Annotated in this window: 17 protein-coding genes and 1 pseudogene; 9 read left to right on the plus strand and 9 right to left on the minus strand. The window is 56.5% G+C overall.

Translation table 11 applies throughout. The features are described 5' to 3' along the window. Positions 1-9 precede the first annotated feature (9 nt). From mnmG to ravA, 6 genes are all read right to left on the minus strand, one after another. Positions 10-1,899: a tRNA uridine-5-carboxymethylaminomethyl(34) synthesis enzyme MnmG gene (gene mnmG / locus ACN1CO_RS21535; protein WP_419140614.1), complete on the minus strand. Its 1,890-nt coding sequence runs from the start codon at positions 1,897-1,899 to the stop codon at positions 10-12. A 432-nt stretch (positions 1,900-2,331) separates the two neighbouring features. After that, positions 2,332-2,772, minus strand: a complete 441-nt coding sequence (gene mioC / locus ACN1CO_RS21540; RefSeq protein WP_010258855.1) for an FMN-binding protein MioC — start codon at positions 2,770-2,772, stop codon at positions 2,332-2,334. A 155-nt stretch (positions 2,773-2,927) separates the two neighbouring features. Next, complete coding sequence (gene asnC, locus ACN1CO_RS21545) at positions 2,928-3,389, minus strand: transcriptional regulator AsnC (RefSeq protein ID WP_003849496.1); 462 nt, start codon at positions 3,387-3,389, stop codon at positions 2,928-2,930. A gap of 103 nt (positions 3,390-3,492) precedes the next feature. Then, entirely contained in the window at positions 3,493-5,631 is a 2,139-nt protein-coding gene (gene ovoA / locus ACN1CO_RS21550; RefSeq protein ID WP_419140615.1) for a 5-histidylcysteine sulfoxide synthase, read from the minus strand. 71 nt (positions 5,632-5,702) lie between these two features. Next, complete coding sequence (gene viaA / locus ACN1CO_RS21555; protein ID WP_419140616.1) at positions 5,703-7,163, minus strand: ATPase RavA stimulator ViaA; 1,461 nt, start codon at positions 7,161-7,163, stop codon at positions 5,703-5,705. After that, positions 7,160-8,656, minus strand: a complete 1,497-nt coding sequence (gene ravA / locus ACN1CO_RS21560) for an ATPase RavA (protein ID WP_010258850.1) — start codon at positions 8,654-8,656, stop codon at positions 7,160-7,162. Before ravA ends, viaA begins: the two co-directional genes overlap by 4 nt. Before the next feature lie 291 nt (positions 8,657-8,947). Between ravA and kup the strand changes: the two genes are divergently transcribed. After that, positions 8,948-10,816 carry a low affinity potassium transporter Kup gene (gene kup / locus ACN1CO_RS21565; RefSeq protein WP_419140617.1) on the plus strand — a complete coding sequence of 623 codons (1,869 nt, stop codon included), beginning with the start codon at positions 8,948-8,950 and terminating at the stop codon, positions 10,814-10,816. 15 nt (positions 10,817-10,831) lie between these two features. Here the strand turns inward: kup and qseC are convergent, their stop codons facing one another. Together qseC and qseB are read right to left on the minus strand one after the other, a co-directional pair. Further along, on the minus strand, positions 10,832-12,187 hold the full coding sequence (gene qseC, locus ACN1CO_RS21570) for a quorum sensing histidine kinase QseC (RefSeq protein WP_419140618.1): 1,356 nt from the start codon (positions 12,185-12,187) through the stop codon (positions 10,832-10,834). Beyond that, positions 12,175-12,846, minus strand: a complete 672-nt coding sequence (gene qseB, locus ACN1CO_RS21575; RefSeq protein WP_419140619.1) for a quorum sensing response regulator transcription factor QseB — start codon at positions 12,844-12,846, stop codon at positions 12,175-12,177. The genes qseC and qseB overlap by 13 nt, the downstream gene beginning before the upstream one ends. A gap of 162 nt (positions 12,847-13,008) precedes the next feature. Between qseB and ACN1CO_RS21580 the strand changes: the two genes are divergently transcribed. From ACN1CO_RS21580 to rbsR, 7 genes are all read left to right on the plus strand, one after another. Continuing rightward, positions 13,009-13,416: a YgiW/YdeI family stress tolerance OB fold protein gene (locus ACN1CO_RS21580; protein ID WP_419140620.1), complete on the plus strand. Its 408-nt coding sequence runs from the start codon at positions 13,009-13,011 to the stop codon at positions 13,414-13,416. 182 nt (positions 13,417-13,598) lie between these two features. Beyond that, the gene (gene rbsD, locus ACN1CO_RS21585) at positions 13,599-14,018 is read left to right on the plus strand and encodes a D-ribose pyranase (protein ID WP_419140621.1); all 420 of its coding nucleotides are present in this window, start codon (positions 13,599-13,601) and stop codon (positions 14,016-14,018) included. A 7-nt stretch (positions 14,019-14,025) separates the two neighbouring features. After that, positions 14,026-15,534 carry a ribose ABC transporter ATP-binding protein RbsA gene (gene rbsA / locus ACN1CO_RS21590; protein WP_003849481.1) on the plus strand — a complete coding sequence of 503 codons (1,509 nt, stop codon included), beginning with the start codon at positions 14,026-14,028 and terminating at the stop codon, positions 15,532-15,534. Further along, on the plus strand, positions 15,531-16,502 hold the full coding sequence (gene rbsC / locus ACN1CO_RS21595; protein WP_013359547.1) for a ribose ABC transporter permease: 972 nt from the start codon (positions 15,531-15,533) through the stop codon (positions 16,500-16,502). Before rbsA ends, rbsC begins: the two co-directional genes overlap by 4 nt. Positions 16,503-16,527: 25 nt before the next feature. Next, the gene (gene rbsB / locus ACN1CO_RS21600) at positions 16,528-17,403 is read left to right on the plus strand and encodes a ribose ABC transporter substrate-binding protein RbsB (RefSeq protein ID WP_013359546.1); all 876 of its coding nucleotides are present in this window, start codon (positions 16,528-16,530) and stop codon (positions 17,401-17,403) included. A gap of 62 nt (positions 17,404-17,465) precedes the next feature. Continuing rightward, the gene (rbsK, locus tag ACN1CO_RS21605; RefSeq protein ID WP_419140622.1) at positions 17,466-18,395 is read left to right on the plus strand and encodes a ribokinase; all 930 of its coding nucleotides are present in this window, start codon (positions 17,466-17,468) and stop codon (positions 18,393-18,395) included. 4 nt (positions 18,396-18,399) lie between these two features. Continuing rightward, a complete protein-coding gene (gene rbsR, locus ACN1CO_RS21610) occupies positions 18,400-19,392 on the plus strand; it encodes a ribose operon transcriptional repressor RbsR (protein WP_419140623.1) in 993 nt (330 codons plus the stop codon). Here rbsR and mdtD read toward each other — a convergent pair. Next, positions 19,389-20,789: a multidrug transporter subunit MdtD gene (gene mdtD / locus ACN1CO_RS21615; RefSeq protein WP_419140624.1), complete on the minus strand. Its 1,401-nt coding sequence runs from the start codon at positions 20,787-20,789 to the stop codon at positions 19,389-19,391. The genes rbsR and mdtD overlap by 4 nt on opposite strands. 3 nt (positions 20,790-20,792) lie before the next feature. Here mdtD and ACN1CO_RS21620 point away from each other — a divergent pair. Further along, positions 20,793-21,116 (plus strand): annotated as a pseudogene (locus tag ACN1CO_RS21620) (hypothetical protein); the annotation flags it as partial.

A 21,116-nucleotide genomic window follows, 5' to 3' on the forward strand; every position in this document is an offset into this window, starting at 1 on the left:
CGTTTCAGATCAGGCGCTTTTGCGCAGCAGACCCTGTTTTTTCAGATAGATAAGCAGAATTGAGATGGCCGCCGGGGTAATGCCGGAAATACGCGTTGCCTGACCAATCGACGACGGCTTGTGATCGTTCAGCTTGGCGATCACCTCGTTCGACAACCCGTTCACCTGACGGTAATCAAGCTCCACCGGTAACAGCGTGTTCTCGTTACGCAGCTGGCGATCGATCTCTTCCTGCTGACGCGCGATATAGCCTTCATATTTGACCTGAATCTCAACCTGCTCAGCGGCCTGCTCATCAGCCAGTGCCGGACCAAAGGCATCCAGCGTCATCAGCTTCAGATAAGTCAGCTCCGGACGGCGCAGCAGATCTTCCCCGCTCGCCTCTTTCGTCAGCGGCGCGCTGAGTACGGTGTTCACTTCTGTCACATGCTCTGACTTCGGATGAACCCAGATATCGCGCAGGCGCTGACGCTCCTGTTCAATCGCTTCCAGTTTCTGATTGAAACGCGCCCAGCGCGCATCATCCACCAGCCCCAGCTCACGACCGGTTTCGGTCAGACGCAGATCGGCGTTGTCTTCACGCAGCATCAGGCGGTATTCAGCACGGGAGGTAAACATCCGGTATGGCTCTTTGGTGCCGAGTGTGCAGAGATCATCAACCAGCACGCCCAGATAAGCCTGGTCACGACGCGGTGCCCAGCCCTCTTTGTCGGCAGACTGACGGGCTGCATTCAGACCCGCCAGCATCCCCTGCGCAGCCGCTTCTTCGTAGCCGGTGGTGCCATTGATCTGTCCGGCAAAGAACAGGCCGTGAATAAATTTACTCTCCAGCGTCGGTTTGAGATCGCGCGGATCGAAGAAGTCATACTCGATGGCATAACCCGGACGCACGATCTTCGCATTCTCCATACCCTGCATCGACCGGACGATCTGAATCTGCACGTCAAACGGCAGACTGGTCGAAATCCCGTTCGGGTAGATCTCATTGCTGGTCAGCCCTTCCGGCTCCAGGAAGATCTGATGCGAGTTACGATCGGCAAACCGCATAACTTTGTCTTCGATCGACGGGCAGTAACGTGGGCCGATCCCTTCAATGATCCCGGCGTACATCGGGCTGCGATCCAGGTTATTGCGGATCACGTCATGGGTTTTCTCGTTGGTATGCGTGATCCAGCACGGCACCTGCTGCGGATGCTGAGAAACATTGCCCATGAACGAGAACACCGGCATCGGGTTATCACCGTGCTGCGGGCTGAGCACTGAAAAATCGATGGTGCGCGCATCGATACGCGGTGGCGTACCGGTTTTGAGGCGGTTTACCCGCAGCGGCAGCGCACGCAGTCGTTTTGCCAGCGGAATGGACGGGGGATCGCCAGCGCGACCGCCACTGTAATTGTCCAGACCGATATGAATTTTGCCGTCAAGGAACGTACCGACGGTGAGAACGACGGTTTTGGCGCGGAACTTCAGTCCCATCTGGGTGACAGCACCCACGACACGATCGTTTTCCACGATAAGATCGTCGACCGCCTGCTGGAAGATCATCAGATTGGGCTGGTTCTCCAGTGCCGTACGCACCGCCTGCCGATAGAGCACGCGATCCGCCTGAGCACGGGTGGCCCGCACTGCCGGACCTTTGCTGGCGTTTAGTATCCTAAACTGGATACCTGCCTGGTCAATCGCACTGGCCATCAGACCACCCAGGGCATCCACTTCCTTCACCAAATGTCCTTTGCCAATCCCACCAATCGCCGGGTTACAGGACATTTGTCCAAGCGTATCAATGTTATGGGTGAGTAACAGGGTTTGCTGACCCATTCGGGCTGCCGCCATTGCGGCTTCGGTGCCCGCATGACCACCACCAATTACGATGACGTCAAAAGGATCCTGATAAAACATGAAGTGGTACCTCGGTTGATGAACTTGCAGGATCGTCGTCCTGGGGCGTGGATTCTACTCAAATTCCGTCTGGGGTGAAAGCCGCGGGATCGTCCGGTTTTAAAAGAAAGGATCTTAGATCTGTATATGATCTTTCTGTTAGATCTCTTATTAGGATCCCGCTTTTCTGTGGATATGTGCCAGAAGCACAGCAGAAACAACAGGATGAAGAGGATCACTACCTGTTAGTGATCGGTGATCCTGATCCGTATAAGCTGGGATCAAAATGGCATGTTATCCACAGCTCAAAATTCATTCTACGGTTGTTCTTTGGATAACTACCGGTTATACGCAGTAAAAGAGGGTAGTTATCCACAAAATAAACGAGCGGAAAAGGATAAAATCAGCATGTTCCACTGGGGATCGTCACTATTTCGCGATCCCCAGCCCCCTTCAGATCGCTTTTTTCCAGCTTTCCAGCCAGGCTTCCGCGGGATCTTCAGGGATCTCATGCTCCAGCACATCAATCTCCAGACGATCGCCGATCTGGCGGGCACCCTGAGCAATTAACAGGGCTTCAATCTGGCGGATCGCGCCACAAAAGAGATCATATTCATGATTGCCGAGTCCGATGGCACCAAACCGGACCTGCGAGAGATCGGGCTGGCTTTCCGTGATGGCTTCGAACAGCGGCAGCAGGTTATCGGGAATATCGCCTGCACCGTGAGTTGAACAGACCACCAGCCAGATACCCTCATGTGGCACTTCATCCAGCTCCGGGCCATGCAGCATCTGCGTTGAGAAGCCCGCTTCCTGTAATTTTTCTTCCAGATGTTCAGCCACATACTCTGCGCTACCCAGAGTACTGCCACTGATTAAGGTGATATCGGCCATCTTGCTCTCCCGGACATTAAGGCGAGCATTGTACGCTGTGATCAAGCGGTGATCCACCTGTGGACAACAGGGTTAATAGATTAAGAGAAGCGAACGCAGCCGTTGCCAGCCGCCACATTCGTCAGGGATAAGATTATGCACAAGGCGGAGAAGGATCAGGGCTTGATAGTGCGCATGATCGGGTTTTGCAGCGAGATCAGCGTTTCCGTCGACTGAATTTCATCTATGGTCTGGATCTTGTTGATCAGCACCTGTTGCAGGGCATCAATGGACCGGCACATCACCTTAATAAAGATGCTGTAGTGACCGGTGGTGTACCAGGCTTCAACCACTTCATCCAGCGCATCCAGTTTGCTCAGCGCCGCCGGATAGTCACGCGCGCTCTTAAGGATAATGCCGATAAAACAGCAGACATCAAACCCCAGCTGGCGCGGATCGATATCAACCCGGGTGCCCAGGATAATGCCCGCCTGCTTCATCTTCTCCACGCGAACATGAATGGTGCCGGGGCTGACGTTAAACTGTTTTGCCAGCTCGGCGTAAGCAGTGCGCGCGTTGTCGAGCAGGGCATTCAGAATGCCGCGATCCAGGTTATCGAGCTGCAGATGTTCGGCCATGGCCATCCTCGTTATTGGTCTGCTTAAGTAAACAAGGATGAATGTGCAGCAAAATAGTGGTTCAGGCAACTCCCGGCAGCGACGGGCGTCGCTGCCGGTTCACTTAGCGTTTGCGCCAGACGGTGACCTGCGCCAGCGTGTGCTGGAACTTGCGGGCCGTTTCGCGGATCACAAACGGTTTATCCTGCGGTTCATCGACCAGGTCGAAGTCGGCCGCCAGCAGACGTTGCAGTGCCTGCAGCGTCGTCAGTGCCTCACCGTTTTCACGCACGCCGCCCAGCCAGTTCTCCTTCGGCGTGAAATCCTCCAGCCAGGTATAGGGCGATGAGAGCACCAGAATGCCGCCCTGACGCAGCATCGGCGTGACATCCCGCAGGAAGCGTGCGGGCTGACGCAGGCGATCGATCAGGTTGGATGCAAGTACCAGATCGTAACGGGCGGGTTGCGGCTTAAGGTTACAGGCGTCGCCCTGAACAAACTGAATCCGCTGCGCCAGTTCGCTCTCCAGCGCGAAATCTTTCAGGCGAACCTGGCGATACTCCACCAGATCGCCTTCCTGTGGCAGGAGATAACGGAAGTCTTCGCCGCTGGCCAGCTGAAGCGCCACATCGATGAAGCGCGCCGAGTAGTCCATGCCGGTGACACGTTCAAAGTGGCGGGCCAGTTCAAAACTGGCGCGTCCGGTGGCACAGCCGATATCCAGTGCCTCGCCGCGTGCTGTGGTGTAGTTCAGCGCCAGGTTTACCAGGCTTTCGGCATAGTTATCCACGCCGAAATAGCGCGGGCCATACTGGAAGTCGAGGTATTGCGACACCATGGCGTCAGATTCATACGGGTTCAGCGCCATGGTTTCCTGATGGCTGGAAACCACGTAGCGGAAACCGGCATGCTGGAAGAAGTGGCGGCGGAACGCATAGCGTGCCGATTTCAGCGCTTCGTTGCCGGTCGATATCCAGCTACCGCCTTTGATCAGCGAATGTTTGCCATCAAAGGTCGGGGTAGAGAAATCATCGTAAAGCGGGTGGACTTTAAAATCTTCAAAGCCGTTGGTCGGCGTGGTCGTCCACTGCCAGACGTTACCGACGATATCGAAGAAGTCGCCCTGGGCGAAGAGATCGACCGGTGAAGAGGAAGCCCAGTATGCAAGGTTAATGTTGCCCGGTGCCCGATCCCAATCCGGCTGATCGCCCGCGACCTGTTCGCGCAGCTGAGCCCACTCCGCTTCACAGGGGAGCTGAACACTCATTCCCGTCTGATCCGCTTTCCAGCGGCAGAAGGCCGCCGCTTCCAGCTGGTTAACCTCGGCTGGCCAGTCCCACGGCATTGCGACTTCTTCACACATCAGACGCAGTTTAAGCTGATCGGGCATCGCAGGCGTGCCGACCCAGAAGGTGGGCATCTCCGCTTTTGCAAACTGACACCAGCCCCAGCCTTCGTCATCCCACCAGCGAGCGTCCTGATAACCCCCCGCCTCAACGAACGCCAGGAATTCCGCGTTGCTGACCAGCATTTTGCTCGCCCTGAACGGCTGCAGCGCGATCTGCTGGCGGCCATATTCGACATCCCAGCCATAGGTCTCGTCGGTTTTACCCAGCGTGACGGTGCCGCCGGGCATCGGCAGCAGGGTATTGGCCGGAACAGCCTCGCGCTGGTGGCGCGCCATCGGGCAGACCGGCCACGCGGGCTGGGGTTTCACCCACCCGACCGGTAACTGGCGTATCAGTACGCTGGACGTTTCCAGATGAATACGCTCATGCTCAATGCCCATCAGGATCACCCAGGCCGGACTCTCCCAGGTGATCGGCAGAGTCAGCGGCAGGGTCTGGATCAGATCGCTGACCAGCGCTTTAACGCGCCCGCGGTATTCGCGGACTTCTTCGACAGTGGGCCAGTCATAGTGGCTGTCGTTGAGATCGTCCCAGCTCATCTCATCCACACCAATCGCCATCATCGCTTCGATACGATCGTCCAGACGCGCGTCGATAAGGCGTCCGGCCATCAGCTTATTAATGTAGAAGGTAGCGGTGTGGCCAAAATAGAAGATTAAAGGATGGCGCAGCGGAATGGCTTTGGTAAACCAGGCCCTGGGATCGGCCAGACAGGTAAACAGACTTTCATACTGTTCCCAGGTCTGGTGGAAATAGGCCAGCAATTCGGCACGTTTTTGTTCAATGTTATGGCCGGAGAGCAGTAGCGTTCGCGTCGGCGCAGGCAGATCGCGATGAGGTTGAGCAAGCGTCACAGGAAGCTCCAGATTGCTGAGTAAGTGAAACGGTAATTTACTATAGCAAATATGCATTTCTGCCCGATGACTTAACGCCGCCAGTGACGCAGCAGACGGCTTTTCATGCCGGTATCGAAACGCCAGATATGGTCGAAGATGCGCAGAATGCCTGGTTTCCCGTGGGCCGACATAGCCACGGCGTGAAAACGTTGCTGATTATTTCGCTGACGCGTTTTAATGGTCCCGATCACCTCTTCCGGCAGACGCTGGGCAATAAAATCGGAGACGATCACCGCATCGGCTTCCTGCCACAGTGCACCTTCCATCCGGGTCACAACGGAAGAGAGGCAGGCTGCCAGATCGGTGCCGCCGCGAAAGCGCTGACTGAGAAAGCGAATCGCCTGTTCCAGCCCGTCATCACCGGTCAGTTCATAGCCGATCACCTCATGCGCAAACAGCATGATGTAGCAGCGACGGCGATCGGCCAGCGCGACTTTCAGCAGCGCCAGACAAAACGCTTTGGCGCAGCGCTCATTGAAGCCACCCATCGAACCCGAGGTATCGACGCAGACGATGAAAGGCCCGCGTGGCTGCTCTTCATGCTGCTGGTGGCTGGCCGGACGCATCGTGACCTTTTCATGCCAGGCATCGCCCTGCAGCTTGTAGGTCAGCAGCCGTTTCTCTACCAGCCGCCGGTAAAACTCCAGCTCCAGTTCACTGATACTCAGCGCAGCTAACTCCGGCGGCAGCAGACGCAGCACGTCATCGCTCTGGTGAATGCCGCTGACCTCCTCCGGCACGGCCGCAGGTTCCTGCACCATATGGTGAAAGGTCTCCATAGGGGCATCCTGCGACGGCACCGATTTTGCCTCGCGGCTGCGACCCAACTGCTGGGCCAGTTTCAGCAGCTCCGGCTGCTGCGCCAGAAAGTCGCCATATTGCAGCATCAGCTGATAGTCGCCAGGCTGCAGTGACGCTTTGCTCATGTCCCACAGCCGGCCAGCGGCGGCTTCGTCATCGTCGCCGAGAATCGGTGCCAGCTGACCGCTCAGCGCCATACGCTGCTGCAGTTCCGCCAGCAGGCGTTCGCGCTGCTGCTCCAGCAACGTCTGATTCAGCGTCAGGGTCTGTAAGGTCAGGCTCAGCCGCCAGCGCTGTAGAAAAAGCTGGTGCTGCGCGCTGCTGAGATGGCTGATATCGGTGTGCTGCAGCAGCCGGTTGGCTTCATCCAGAAAAGGGGAAGGCAGGCTTTCAAGCGCCTGAAGCGTGGCATTCAGCTGGTGGCTGAATTCACGATCGCTGAGGAGTTGTACCCGCTGGAACAGCTGAAACTCTTCGGCCAGCGTGGCCGGAACCGGCGTGGCTTTGAGCTCAGCGTTGATCTCCGCTCGCCAGCGTGGCACATCGCGTAACAGTGCTTTTTTCAGCCCGGGAAACTTTTCAAAAAACAGCGCCAGCTGTGGAGACGCCAGCAGGGCAATAATCAGCTCTTCAATCAGTTCGGTTTCACCCACGGAGAGCAGTGTGCTGAGCGTCTCCAGTGGGATCATTTACGCGCCTGTTTCAACTGTTCCGCCACATCCTGCAGGCTGGTTTCAACGCGCGCCAGCCAGTCATCACTGATAAACAGGCAGCGCTGATGCTGGCTGAACAGATGACGCTGCGACCGCAGTTCACTCTCCAGTGCATCCAGCGCTTCGGTGATCTCACCGGGCAGCGGCTCGCTGTTGCTGACGCCAGGCAGTGTCAGACGCGACGATTGCAGGCTGACATCACGGATAGCCAGGCAGTGCTGCGCATCCACCTGTAAATCCAGACTCTGCGCAAAGCCAATTCCATTGAGCTTGCCGCGAACCTCGCCCCCTTTCTGCAGCCACTGATTCAGTGCATCACGCGCGATAACCAGATGTGTCACCTGCATATCATGCAGCATCAGCGGCTTTTGCAGCATCAGCGTCAGTTGCTCATCAGTGAAGCTTTCCGGCAGATCGTAATGGGGTTTGCGACTGAACATGCCGCTGTGTTTTTCCAGGGTGATCGCCTGTGCGATGCTCTGTTGCTGCTGCAGAGCCATGCGACGCGCTTTTATCTGATGCAGTTTCAGCAGCATCGGCTGCTGCTGCCAGGCGTGCTGTGTCATCAGCTGATCGATTTCGCGCTCCAGCAGCTGCATGGACGCGACGTCGTGCCAGAGGCAATCTTTCAGCAGGATCAGGTCTATCGGCGCAATGGCGCTGCGGCCACTGTAAAAGGCGCTGGCCTGCAGCAGATGAATAGCTTTTTTCCAGCGACGATCGGAAATATAGGGCGCGGCGGGCTGGCTTTCCAGTTGCTGGCGCAGCTGATAAATCAGCTCGAACACCGCATCCGGGAGGCTGACCTGACTGATGCCGAGCTGCCACTGCGCATACTCCTCATCACTGATGCGCAGGGATTCCGCGACCGGATTGGTGTGCTCATCCTGCTGATGGGTCAGCATGCTGCGAAAGTTCTGCTTCTCATGCACATTATCCAGCCACAGGCGGATTAGCATCCGGTCATAGAGCGCTTCAAGGCCGCTGTCCGCTTCCGGCATTTCATTAGAGGCGGTGACCAGCAGACGCATCGGAATGGCCTCTTCGCTGTCGCCATTGCGGAAGCGGCGTTCGTTGATAGCGGTCAGCAGGGTATTCAGAATCGCCGGGCCGGCTTTCCAGATCTCATCCAGAAAAACAATCTCCGCGTCGGGCAGATAACCTTTAGTGAGGCGCTGATAGCGCCCTTCATCCTTCAGTGCCTGAATAGATAGCGGGCCAAACACCTCTTCCGGTGTGGAGAAACGGGTCATCAGATATTCAAAGGCGCGGGCGTGCTGAAAGGCATATTTCAGGCGGCGGGCAATCAGGCTCTTGGCGATGCCGGGCGGTCCCAGCAGGAACACGCTTTCACCGCTCAGCGCTGCCAGCAGGCAAAGGCGGATGGCATGATGTCGCTCATACAATCCTTTTTCTAACGCATTGCTAAGGCGAGAAATTCTTTCTGCCAAAAGATGGGGTTGAGCCATAATCACTTCAATGTCCTTACGATCGTCGGGCCGCCGCGCTTCAGCAAGCGCCTTACTCTATAGATCATCATGCGTGAAAGCGTTGATAGCTGTCAGCTTTTTTGTTTCATAAGGTTTGCCTGCTTTGAAAGCGGCGCTGATTAACGCTTTAATGCCTGAAACCACCCCGTTACCCTGGCAGACAGGCGAAGCGGGTATAGGAATTTTCGGCAAACCGTGCATACTGTGCGCTTTTTGATGGCCTGAGCGAGGGGTTGTTGCGCCTCTTAGACTCCAACAAAAGATAACTCTATGAGCTCGGATAATAAGCAGTCACTTCGCGGATTAACGCTGGCCGCTATTGGTGTTGTTTACGGGGATATCGGCACCAGTCCGCTGTATACCTTGCGTGAATGTCTCTCCGGACAGTTCGGCTTCGGCGTTGAGCGGGAAGCGGTGTTTGGCTTTTTGTCGCTGATTTTCTGGCTGCTGGTGCTGGTGGTCTCACTGAAGTACATCAGTTATGTGATGCGCGCCGACAATGCCGGTGAAGGCGGTATTCTGACACTGATGTCGCTGGCGGGCCGCCATACGGGTGCACGCGCCACGGCAGTGCTGGTGATCATGGGCCTGATTGGCGGCAGCTTCTTCTATGGGGAAGTGGTGATCACGCCGGCCATTTCGGTGATGTCAGCCATTGAAGGTCTGGAGATTGCCGCGCCGTCGCTGGATCCCTTTATTGTGCCGATGTCGATTGCGGTGCTGACGCTGCTGTTTGCGATTCAGAAACATGGTACCGGCATGGTGGGCAAACTCTTCGCGCCGGTGATGCTGGTGTGGTTCCTGGTGCTGGCGATCCTGGGGGTCAGCGGCATCATGAAAAACCCGGAAGTGCTGCATGCGCTGAATCCCACCTATGCGGTTGAATTCTTCCTGCACTATAAATCTGTCTCATTCTTCGCGCTTGGCGCGGTGGTGCTGGCGATTACCGGGGTTGAAGCGCTCTATGCCGATATGGGTCACTTCGGTAAAGTGCCGATTCGGCTGGCCTGGTTCTCAGTGGTGCTGCCGTCGCTGGTGCTGAACTACTTTGGTCAGGGCGCGCTGTTACTCAGCGATCCTAAAGCGATTAAAAACCCCTTCTTCCTGCTGGCGCCGGACTGGGCGCTGATCCCGATGCTGATTCTGGCGACCCTGGCCACGGTGATCGCTTCGCAGGCGGTGATCTCTGGCGTCTTCTCGCTGACGCGTCAGGCGGTGCGACTGGGTTATCTGCCGGGGATGCGCATCATCCACACCTCTGAGCGCGAATCGGGCCAGATTTATATTCCGATGATCAACTGGGTGCTCTACTTCGCGGTGCTGATTGTGATTATCAGCTTTGAGCATTCAAGTAATCTGGCTGCAGCCTACGGTATTGCGGTGACCGGTACGATGGTGCTGACGGCGATGCTCTCCTGCACCGTGGCGGTTAAAAACTGGCACTGGAACAAGCTGGCGGTGGCCGTTATCCTGGTACTGATGCTCTGCATCGACGTGCCGCTGTTTACCGCCAACCTGGTGAAAATCTTCTCCGGTGGCTGGCTACCGCTCTGTCTCGGCCTGGTGATGTTTATCATTATGACGACGTGGAAAAGCGAACGTTTCCGCCTGCTGCGCCGTATGCACGAACATGGCAACTCCCTGGAGGCGATGATCGCCTCACTGGAGAAATCGCCGCCGGTTCGCGTGCCGGGCACGGCGGTTTATATGTCGCGTGCGCTGAATGTGATTCCGTTTGCCATGCTGCATAACCTTAAGCACAACAAAGTGTTGCATGAGCGGGTCGTACTGCTGACGTTGCGGACTGAAGATGCACCTTACGTGCACAACGTGCGTCGCGTGACCATCGAGCAGCTGTCGCCGACCTTCTGGCGCGTAGTGGCGAGCTACGGTTGGCGTGAAACGCCAAACGTTGAGGAGATTTTCCACCGCTGCGGACTGGAAGGACTCAACTGCCGCATGATGGAGACGTCGTTCTTTATGTCGCATGAGTCGCTGATTATAGGCAAACGACCGTGGTATCTGCGCCTGCGCGGCAAGCTCTTCCTGGCGCTGCAGCGCAATGCGCTCCGTGCGCCAGACCAGTTTGAGATTCCGCCAAACCGGGTTATTGAGCTGGGTACTCAGGTCGAGATTTGATCTGCAGAGCCCGCCTTACGGGGCGGGCGCTGACCAGCGCAGCGTGACGCATAGTCCGCCGCCGGGTCGCTGGCTGAAGGTGACCTGCATTCCGTGCAACTGGGCAATGTTGCGCACTATTGATAATCCCAGCCCGCTGCCACTTTTCTCCTGACCTGGCGGTCGCCAGAAACGCTCACCAAGCCGTTGCAGTTCCGCTGTACTCAGACCCTCGCCGTTATCCTCCACCGACAGGCTGTTTTCCTGCAACCGCACATCCACTTCACTGCCCGCAGGCGTATAGCGGATGGCGTTATCCAGCAGATTTCGTACCAGCAGTGACAGCAGCAGCGGATGCCCCTGAATCTGCGGATCGGCCTCCGCGTGCAGCCGCAGCGTGACACCGGTTTTATCTGCCAGCGGCAGCTGTGCGGCGAGCGTCTCCTGCACCGTGCGCTTCAGCGCCACCGGTTCGAAGGCGCTGCGCGCATCATCGGCCTCAACCCGCGAGAGCGTCAGCAACTGATCCACCAGCCGCGTTGCGCGGATAATGCCGGCATCCAGTTGTTGCAGCGCATGGGTTCGCATCACTTCATCATCCGCAGTCAACTGGATCACTTCGCTTTGCACCTGCAGCGCAGCCAGCGGACTGCGCAACTCATGCGCGGCATCGGAGGTAAAGCGCCGTTCACGCTGCATCATGGCGCTGATGCGGCTGAACAGGCCATTGAGCGCGACCATCAGCGGTTGCACCTCTTTCGGCACGCGGTCTGCCTGCAGCGGCGTATCATCATCGGGCGCACGTTGCGCCAGCTGCTGTGCCAGCGTCTTCAGCGGCCGCAGTTCATACCAGACCAGCCCGATCAGCAGCAGCAACATAAAGGGCAGCGCGATTAGCCAGGGCAGGACGCTGGCTTTCATCACATCCCGCGTCATGTCGTCACGGTATTCCGACTCCTGACCCACCACCACCCGGAACTGCTTGTCAGGCGTGGTTAGCCAGACAAACCGCCAGCGATCGTCATCATTGGTGAGCTGGCCATCATGAAATCCCTGATAGTCCGCCTCAAACGGCAGGTAGCGGCCATTATCGCCATCATTCATCACCTGTCTGCCGTCATGCGTGAAGACAGCAAAGGCCAGCGCATCATCATCCTGTTCGCCGCGATGGTGGCGCAGCATCTCTTTGGTTCTGGGCAGCGTTGTGTTGTCCAGCGAGGAGAAATCCAGCGTCAGCAGACGTTTGGCCAGCAGCATCTGCTGGGTATCAAAAAGCTCATCAAGGGTTTCACGGGTCTGATGCCAGGCACTCAGGCTGGCGCTGGCCCAGCAGAGGCCGAGCAACAGCACAAAACCGATGCCCAGCCGCAGAAACAGACTCATTGATCGCATCCGGCGGCCCCCAGGGTATAACCGACGCCGTGCAGCGTGCGGATAAACGCGCTGCCCAGCTTTTTACGCAGATGATGGATATGCACTTCCACCGCATTGCTGGAAACGTCGGCGTCCCAGCTGTAGAGCTTCTCTTCCAGCTGACTGCGCGTCAGCACCCTGCCCGGATTTCGCATAAAGAGTTCCAGCAGCGCCAGTTCGCGGCTTTTCAACTCAATCGCCTCACCCTTGCGCGTCACACTGTGGCTGCCGGGGATCAGCACCACGTTACCGTGGCGCAGTTCGGGCTGCAGCTGGCCGTGACGGCGGCGGATCAGCGCCTGTAAGCGAGCGGCCACTTCTGTTAGGGCAAAGGGCTTACACAGATAGTCATCGGCTCCCATCTGCAGGCCTTCAACCCGCTGATCGAGCGCATCGCGGGCGGTCAGTATCAGTACCGGCACATCGTTGCCCTGCTGTCGCCACTGTCGCAGGATATCGAGTCCATCCCGCTCAGGCAGAGAGAGATCCAGAATCACCGCATCCCATGGCGCGGCCTCCAGCGCGTTAAAGCCCGACTCACCAGAGGTAAACCAGTCAACGCTGAAGCCCAGTTTGCTCAGCCCCGCTTTGATACCGTCGCCAATTAAGCGATCGTCTTCAATCAGTAAAATACGCATCACGTCTCCCTGTTCCGATAGCGCTTTATACGAAGCAACTTCCTCTCTGTACAGCTGATTTCGGCGAAAATAGCTTATTTTTAACGCTTAAGAAGCCGTTAAGAACTCTATGGTCAACTGGGCGTATTCAAACCGAAAACACCACTGAGAAAGGGGTACACCATGAAAAAGCACGCTGCAATTCTGGCCGTCGTTATGCTGGCTTCCGCCCCGGTTTTCGCTGCGCAGCAGGGCGGATTTGTTGATCCCAGCGCGCCGGCCGCACCGACGCAGTCAGCAGCCGGTCAGGGCGGCTTCAGTGCCGATCACACCAGTGTGGTGACTGTGAAGCAGGCTGAAGAGATGAAAGATGACAGCTGGATCACCGTGCGCGGCAAGCTGGAGAAACAGATCGGCAAGGAAGATTATCTGTTCCGCGACCAGACCGGCACCATGAACGTCGAAATCGACCATAAGCACTGGAACGGACAGACCATCACGCCCAAAGATAACGTTGAGCTGACGGGTGAACTGGATAAAGATTTCAACAGCATTGAGATGGACGTTAAGCAGGTTAAGAAACTGCCTTAATCTTTTTCTTCAGGGCCGCATTCGCGGCCCTTTTTTCGTTCCATTCCCCGCCTTAATGCAAATTATCCCCCGCGTGAGCGAAACGTTTCGATGGTGATCACAGATTTCTTCTTTGCCAGTTGAGTTGATGACGGCTTTTCATACACTCCACGCAGCGAAACGTTTCGCTGTGGAGTGAAAAGATGAAAAAAGGTCGCCTGTTAAACGCTGAACTCTCTCATGTGATTGCCCGCCTGGGACACACGGATACGCTGACGATTGCCGATGCAGGCCTGCCCATTCCGGCAGGACCGCAGCGCATCGACTTAGCGCTCACGCCGGGTACGCCCGATTTTATGCAGGTGGTTAATGCTGTCGCACTGGAGATGCAGGTAGAGAGCGCCCTGATCGCGGAAGAGATTAAGCAGCATAATCCGCAACTTCATAGTGCGCTTATCGCCGTGCTCGAAGCCTTGCAACAGCACCAGGGGAATATCATCACCATCAGCTACACCAGTCATGAACAATTCAAACAACAAACGCAGCGTAGTCAGGCGGTCATTCGCAGCGGAGAGTGTTCTCCGTATGCGAATGTCATCCTCAGCGCCGGTGTGACCTTCTGAGGCCGCTATGCAACCTTTACTGCAACTCGACGGCATTGAAAAATCCTTTCCGGGTGTGAAAGCCCTTAAGGGCGCATCGCTGAATGTCCGGGCAGGACGCGTGATGGCGCTGGTGGGCGAGAACGGCGCAGGTAAGTCCACCATGATGAAAGTGCTGACCGGGATCTACCAGTATGATGCCGGTACGCTGCGCTGGCTCGGCAAAGAGACCCGTTTCAGTGGACCGAAAGCGTCTCAGGAAGCGGGCATTGGCATTATCCATCAGGAACTGAACCTGATCCCTCAGTTAACCGTGGCGGAGAATATTTTCCTCGGTCGCGAATATGTGGGTCGTTTTGGCCGTATCCAGTGGCCGCGTATGTATGCCGAAGCGGATGCGCTCCTTAAACGGCTTAATCTGCGCTTCAACAGCCACAAGCTGGTGGGCGACTTGTCGATTGGCGATCAGCAGATGGTCGAAATCGCCAAAGTCCTGAGTTTTGAGTCGCAGGTCATCATCATGGATGAACCGACTGATGCGCTGACCGATACCGAAACGCTGTCGCTGTTCCGGGTCATCAACGAACTGAAAGCCCAGGGCTGCGGCATCGTTTATATCTCGCATCGCATGAAAGAGATCTTTGAGATCTGCGATGACGTTACGGTGTTCCGCGACGGTCAGTTTATTGCTGAACGTCCGGTTAGCGAGCTGACCGAAGAGAGCCTGATCGAGATGATGGTCGGACGTAAGCTGGAAGATCAATATCCTCATATTGATCAGGCGCCAGGCGACGTGCGGCTGAAAGTGGAGAACGTCAGCGGACCGGGCGTGGAGAACGTTAGCTTCAGCCTGCGCAAAGGTGAAATCCTCGGCGTTTCCGGCCTGATGGGCGCGGGCCGTACCGAACTGATGAAAGTGCTGTACGGCGCATTGCCGCGTCGCGAAGGCAACCTGTGGCTCAATGGCCGGGAAGTCGTGACGCGCTCGCCGCAGGATGGACTGGCGAACGGCATCGTCTATATCTCCGAAGATCGTAAGCGCGATGGCCTGGTACTGGGCATGTCAGTGAAAGAGAACATGTCGCTGACGGCGTTGCGCTATTTCAGTCACGGCAGCGGCACGCTGAAACACGCAGCAGAGCAGCTGGCGGTGGGCGATTTTATCCGTCTTTTCAATGTGAAAACGCCTTCCATGGAGCAGCCGATTGGCCTGCTTTCAGGCGGCAACCAGCAGAAAGTGGCGATTGCCCGTGGTCTGATGACCCGGCCCAACGTGCTGATTCTGGACGAACCGACACGCGGTGTGGATGTCGGTGCGAAGAAAGAGATCTACCAGCTGATTAACCAGTTTAAAGCCGAAGGGCTGAGCATCATCCTGGTCTCCTCGGAAATGCCGGAAGTACTGGGCATGAGCGATCGGATTCTGGTGATGCATGAAGGCCGTATCAGCGGCGAATTTACCCGAGAAGAAGCCACTCAGGAAAGCCTGATGGCAGCCGCCGTAGGCAAGCAACACAGCGAGGATTTAGTGGTATGACGACCCAAACTTTACCGGCCAGCCGTCGCTGGTTTAGCAAAAGCTGGCTACTGGAACAGAAGTCGCTGATTGCGCTGATGGTGCTGATCGCCGTGGTGGCCAGCCAGAGCCCGAACTTCTTTACCGTGGCTAACCTGTTCAACATTCTGCAGCAGACCTCGGTTAACGCCATTATGGCGGTCGGGATGACGCTGGTGATCCTGACTTCCGGTATCGACCTCTCCGTAGGATCGCTGCTGGCTCTGACCGGCGCGGTGGGTGCCTCGCTGGTGGGCATGGAAGTGAATGCCCTGGTCGCGGTGGCGGCTTCGCTGGCGCTCGGAGCGGCAATCGGCGCTCTGACCGGCACCATTGTGGCGCGCGGCAAGGTTCAGGCCTTTATCGCCACGCTGGTCATGATGTTGCTGCTGCGCGGTGTCACCATGGTTTATACCGACGGCAGCCCGATTAACACTGGTTTCAGTGCCAATGCCGATCTGCTGGGCTGGTTTGGTATCGGTCGCCCGCTGGGTATCCCTGCGCCGGTCTGGCTGATGGCGCTGGTCTTTATTGCCGCCTGGTACATGCTGCAACACACCCGCCTGGGGCGCTACATCTATGCGCTTGGCGGTAACGAAGCGGCAACGCGTCTCTCAGGCATTAATGTGAATCGCGTCAAGATCATCGTCTATTCACTGAGTGGCATGCTGGCCGCGCTGGCGGGCACCATTGAAGTGGCGCGTCTCTCTTCGGCACAGCCGACAGCGGGCACCGGCTATGAGCTGGATGCGATTGCGGCGGTCGTGCTGGGCGGAACCAGCCTGGCAGGCGGTAAAGGCCGAATTTTCGGCACCCTGATTGGTGCGCTAATCCTCGGCTTCCTGAACAACGGCCTGAACCTGATGGGCGTCTCTTCGTACTACCAGATGATCGTTAAAGCGGTAGTCATCCTGCTGGCGGTGCTGGTGGATAATAAAAGCAGTAAATAACTCTGACCTTACACAGGATAACAAGATGAAAAAGTTAACCGCACTGGCCATGATCCTCGGCGCAACGCTCAGTACCAGCGCTATGGCAAAAGATACCATCGCGCTGGTGGTTTCAACCCTGAACAACCCGTTCTTTGTCTCCCTGAAAGAGGGTGCACAGAAAGAAGCGGATAAGCTGGGCTACAACCTGGTGGTGCTGGATTCACAGAACAACCCGGCGAAAGAGCTGGCAAACGTGCAGGATCTGACGGTTCGCGGCACCAAACTGCTGCTGATCAACCCGACTGACTCTGATGCCGTGGGTAACGCAGTGAAGATGGCTAATCAGGCGAACATTCCGGTTATTACATTGGACCGCGTTGCTGCACAGGGCACCGTGGTCAGCCACGTCGCTTCCGATAACCGTTTCGGCGGTAAAATGGCCGGTGACTTCATCGCCAAAAAAGTCGGCGAAAATGCCAAAATTATTGAGCTGCAGGGCATTGCCGGTACCTCTGCTGCCCGCGAGCGTGGCGAAGGCTTCAAACAGGCCGCTGATGCGCATAAATTCCAGATCCTCGCCAGCCAGCCTGCTGACTTTGACCGTACTAAAGGGTTGAACGTCATGCAGAACCTGCTGCAGGCGCATCCGGATGTTCAGGCAGTATTCGCTCAGAACGACGAAATGGCATTGGGTGCACTGCGTGCACTGCAGACCGCCGGAAAAACCGGTGTGATCGTGGTTGGTTTTGACGGCACTGCTGATGGCGTTAAAGCCGTAGAAGCTGGCAAACTGACTGCGACCGTGGCACAGATGCCAGAAAAAATTGGCATGATCGGCGTGGATACCGCTGATAAAGTGCTAAAGGGTGAAAAAGTGAAGGCGATCAATCCGGTCGACCTGAAGCTGGTCACTCAATAACTCAAAGAAAAGCAGGGCACCGCGCCACCCTCCCGGTGGCGCACTTATTCCGGACTCCCCTAATGAGCAAAAACGCAAAACTGGCCGTTCTTGGCAGCATCAACGCTGACCACATCCTTAATCTGGCGCACTTCCCTCGTCCCGGTGAAACGGTGATCGGGCAGAATTATCAGATTGCGTTTGGCGGTAAAGGTGCGAATCAGGCGGTAGCCGCGGGTCGTGCTGGTGCTGATATCGCCTTTATCGCCTGTGTAGGCGCTGACGACATTGGCGAACGTATTCGTGAGCAGCTGGTACAGGACAATATTGATACCTCGCCAGTCGAGGTTGTCGGGGGTGAGTCGACCGGTGTGGCGATGATTTTCGTCAACGGTGACGGTGAGAACAACATCGGCATCTACTCCGGTGCAAACGCGGCGTTAACACCCGATTGCGTAGCGCGTCATCAGCAGGTTATCGCCGATGCCGATGCACTATTAATGCAGTTGGAATCGCCGCTGGAAAGCGTGCTGGCCGCCGCGACCTTCGCCCGACAGCATCAGACGCAGGTTATTCTCAATCCGGCACCCGCTACCCGTCTCTCTGATGAGCTGCTGGCGCTGATCGACATTATTACGCCGAATGAGACCGAAGCCGAGAGTCTGACCGGCATTGCGGTTAACAACGATGAAGATGCGGCTCGCGCTGCGGAAGTGCTGCATGCGAAAGGCATTGGCACGGTACTGATTACGCTCGGTCGCCGCGGTGTCTGGCTGAGCGAGCAGGGAGAAGGTCAGCGCATTGCGGGCTTCAGCGTTAAAGCTATCGACACCATCGCGGCGGGCGACACCTTTAATGGTGCCTTTATTACCGCGCGACTGGAGCAGAAGCCAATGTACGACGCGGTGCGATTTGCCCATGCCGCTGCTGCTATTGCCGTTACCCGCTCGGGTGCGCAGCCCTCCGTGCCGTGGCGCGCGGAGATTGATGATTTTTTGCAACAGCAGGGCTAAGCCTTTGAGCACCATGAAAGATGTCGCTCGCCTGGCGGGCGTCTCTACCTCCACTGTCTCGCACGTGATCAATAACAATCGCTTTGTCAGTGAAGGCGTGCGGGAAAAAGTTGAGCAGGCCATCCGCCACCTTAACTACGCCCCTTCTGCACTGGCGCGCAGTCTGAAGATCAATCAGACGCACACCATCGGTATGCTGCTGACCACCAGTAGTAACCCTTTTTACGCCGAAGTGGTGCGGGGCGTGGAGGAGAGCTGCTATCAGCGTGGCTACAGCCTGATTCTCTGTAACACGGCGGGTGATGAGGAGCGGATGAACCGCAGCCTGGAGACGCTGATGCAGAAGCGCGTCGATGGTCTGCTGATCATGTGTACTGAAAGTCATCTGCCCTCGGCAGACATTCTGAACCGTTATCCTTCTATCCCTGCGGTGATGATGGACTGGGCGCCCTTTGAAAACCGCGGTGACATCATTCAGGATAACGCCCTGCTGGGGGGAGAGCTGGCGACGCAGCACCTTATCGACAGCGGTTATACCCGCATCGCCTGTATCGCCGGTCCGCAGGATAAAACCCCGGCGCGTATGCGCCTGGAAGGTTATCGCAACGCCATGACAAAGAGTGGCCTGGAGATTCTGCCCGGCTATGTGGTGAATGGTGACTTTGAATTTCAGGGCGGCTACAACGGGATGGTCGAGTTGCTGGCGCTGGAAACGCCGCCGGAAGCCGTGTTTACCAGTAACGATGCTATGGCGGTCGGCGTTTATCATGCACTCTATCAGGCCGGGATGCGGGTTCCGCAGCAGATGGCGGTCATGGGATATGACGATATCGAACTGGCGCGTTATCTCACCCCGCCACTGAGTACCATCCATCAGCCGAAAGATGCGCTGGGTGAACTGGCGATAGACACCTTAATTCATCGTCTCAGCGATCCCGACGCCAGCCAGCAAACGCTGGTGCTGACGCCGGAACTGGTGGTGCGGGGTTCGGTTTAACGTTTCTTCATCTTGTCGCGATTACTGATCAGATTACGTCCATCCCCGTTCTTCAGCAGCATAAAGGTCAGCGCCGAAAGCACGGTGACGATACCCATAGTCAGGAACGTGGCGTGAAACTGTGAAATAGTGCTGGTTTCAAACTCCTGATAGAAGCGCAGCACCGCAGCGCTGACGGCCACACCAAAACTGATTGCTAACTGCTGCGTCACGGCCAGCACGCTGTTACCTCCGCTGGCGTTATCATCATCCAGGTCGGCCAGCGTAATGGTGTTCATGGCGGTGAACTGCGTAGACATCGCCATCCCGAGAATAAACAGTGGAAGCAACAATACAAAGATGCTTTCAGCAGGCGACTGCAGAGAGAAGCTGGCGATCAGGATGCCGATAATGGCGGTAATGCCGACCAGCAGACGGCGATAGCCCAGCCAGCGCAGCAGTTGTGTCACCGTCGACTTCGCCAGAATTGAACCCACAGCGATAGGTGCCATCATGCAGCCTGCGATAATCGCTGAATAGCCAAACCCGACCTGCAACATGAGCGGCATCAAAAAGGGCACACAGCCGGTGCCGAGACGTGACGCAATGTTCCCGCCGATGCCAACCGAGAAAGTCCGGGTTTTAAACATCGGCAGATTGATCAGCGGGGAAGGGTGATTTCGGGCATGCACTATATAGAGGAGTAAAAGCACGATCCCGCTGAGTAATATCCCGCCGGCCAGCCAGGCAGAAACAATCCGCTCACCGAACAGCTCAATCCCAATCGAGATCATCACCAGTCCAGCCCCGAATAATATAAAGCCGAAAAAGTCGAAGCGGCGTTTGGGTGTGGTGAAGTCAGGCATATATTTGCGTGCGTAGATAATGCCGAGAATGCCAATCGGGATATTAATCAGGAAGATCCAGTGCCAGGTAGCGTAGGTGACCAGCACGCCGCCCAGCATTGGCCCCAGTATCGGGCCAACTAATCCCGGCATGGTGACGAAGTTAAGCACCGGCAGCAGTTCACTGCGCGGATAGGCACGTAGTAGTGCCAGTCGCGCGACCGGCATCATCATTGCGCCACCGACGCCCTGCACGATGCGCGACATGACCAGCACCGAAAGCGTCGGTGACAGTGCACAAGCCAGCGAACCGAGGGTAAACAGCGAAACCGCAATGATAAACACCTTGCGTGTGCCGAAGCGATCGGCGAGCCAGCCGCTGACCGGAATCAGCATAGCGACAGTCAGAGTGTAACTGATGACGGCGGATTGCATGGCCAGGGGAGAACGATCGAGGCTGGTGGCGATAGCGGGCAGGGCAGTATTCAGTATGGTGGCGTCGAGTGACTGCATGAAAAAGGCCATAGCAGCTATCCATGGCAAACCAGCCATGCTGCGCGCGGATTTTATCATTGAGTGTCCTTCCTGGGGTTATCCTGCGAGAAGAAGCAAAATAATAGCACCCGCAATCGGCAACGGCAGGTCTCTTTACAACGTTTAGTTGCCAGTTTTGTGCGTTATTCGGCCATGAAACGTCTCTTTTTAAGCCGTTCGTTTAAAAAAGATGCGCTCGGCAAATTAATTCGAAGAAACACTTGTCAGCCTGAGGAAACTCCCTATAATGCGCCTCCACTGACACGGCAAACCGGCAACGGGAAACGGGTCAGGAGGCACAGGAGACTGCGCCGCCGGAGAAAAACTTCTGAAATAGAGGTTGACTCTGCAGGAGGAAAGCGTAAT

Source organism: Pantoea sp. R13S299 (genome assembly GCF_048515925.1).
In the GTDB taxonomy this organism is placed as follows: domain Bacteria; phylum Pseudomonadota; class Gammaproteobacteria; order Enterobacterales; family Enterobacteriaceae; genus Pantoea.

What these genes read in the sequence shown, in the direction of transcription:
- mnmG (WP_419140614.1), bottom strand. Translation starts at nt 1,899, where the DNA reads ATGTTTTATCAGGATCCTTTTGACGTCATCGTAATTGGTGGTGGTCAT.
- mioC (WP_010258855.1), bottom strand. Translation starts at nt 2,772, where the DNA reads ATGGCCGATATCACCTTAATCAGTGGCAGTACTCTGGGTAGCGCAGAG.
- asnC (WP_003849496.1), bottom strand. Translation starts at nt 3,389, where the DNA reads ATGGCCGAACATCTGCAGCTCGATAACCTGGATCGCGGCATTCTGAAT.
- viaA (WP_419140616.1), bottom strand. Translation starts at nt 7,163, where the DNA reads ATGATCCCACTGGAGACGCTCAGCACACTGCTCTCCGTGGGTGAAACC.
- ravA (WP_010258850.1), bottom strand. Translation starts at nt 8,656, where the DNA reads ATGGCTCAACCCCATCTTTTGGCAGAAAGAATTTCTCGCCTTAGCAAT.
- kup (WP_419140617.1), top strand. Translation starts at nt 8,948, where the DNA reads ATGAGCTCGGATAATAAGCAGTCACTTCGCGGATTAACGCTGGCCGCT.
- qseC (WP_419140618.1), bottom strand. Translation starts at nt 12,187, where the DNA reads ATGCGATCAATGAGTCTGTTTCTGCGGCTGGGCATCGGTTTTGTGCTG.
- qseB (WP_419140619.1), bottom strand. Translation starts at nt 12,846, where the DNA reads ATGCGTATTTTACTGATTGAAGACGATCGCTTAATTGGCGACGGTATC.
- ACN1CO_RS21580 (WP_419140620.1), top strand. Translation starts at nt 13,009, where the DNA reads ATGAAAAAGCACGCTGCAATTCTGGCCGTCGTTATGCTGGCTTCCGCC.
- rbsD (WP_419140621.1), top strand. Translation starts at nt 13,599, where the DNA reads ATGAAAAAAGGTCGCCTGTTAAACGCTGAACTCTCTCATGTGATTGCC.
- rbsA (WP_003849481.1), top strand. Translation starts at nt 14,026, where the DNA reads ATGCAACCTTTACTGCAACTCGACGGCATTGAAAAATCCTTTCCGGGT.
- rbsC (WP_013359547.1), top strand. Translation starts at nt 15,531, where the DNA reads ATGACGACCCAAACTTTACCGGCCAGCCGTCGCTGGTTTAGCAAAAGC.
- rbsB (WP_013359546.1), top strand. Translation starts at nt 16,528, where the DNA reads ATGAAAAAGTTAACCGCACTGGCCATGATCCTCGGCGCAACGCTCAGT.
- rbsK (WP_419140622.1), top strand. Translation starts at nt 17,466, where the DNA reads ATGAGCAAAAACGCAAAACTGGCCGTTCTTGGCAGCATCAACGCTGAC.
- mdtD (WP_419140624.1), bottom strand. Translation starts at nt 20,789, where the DNA reads ATGATAAAATCCGCGCGCAGCATGGCTGGTTTGCCATGGATAGCTGCT.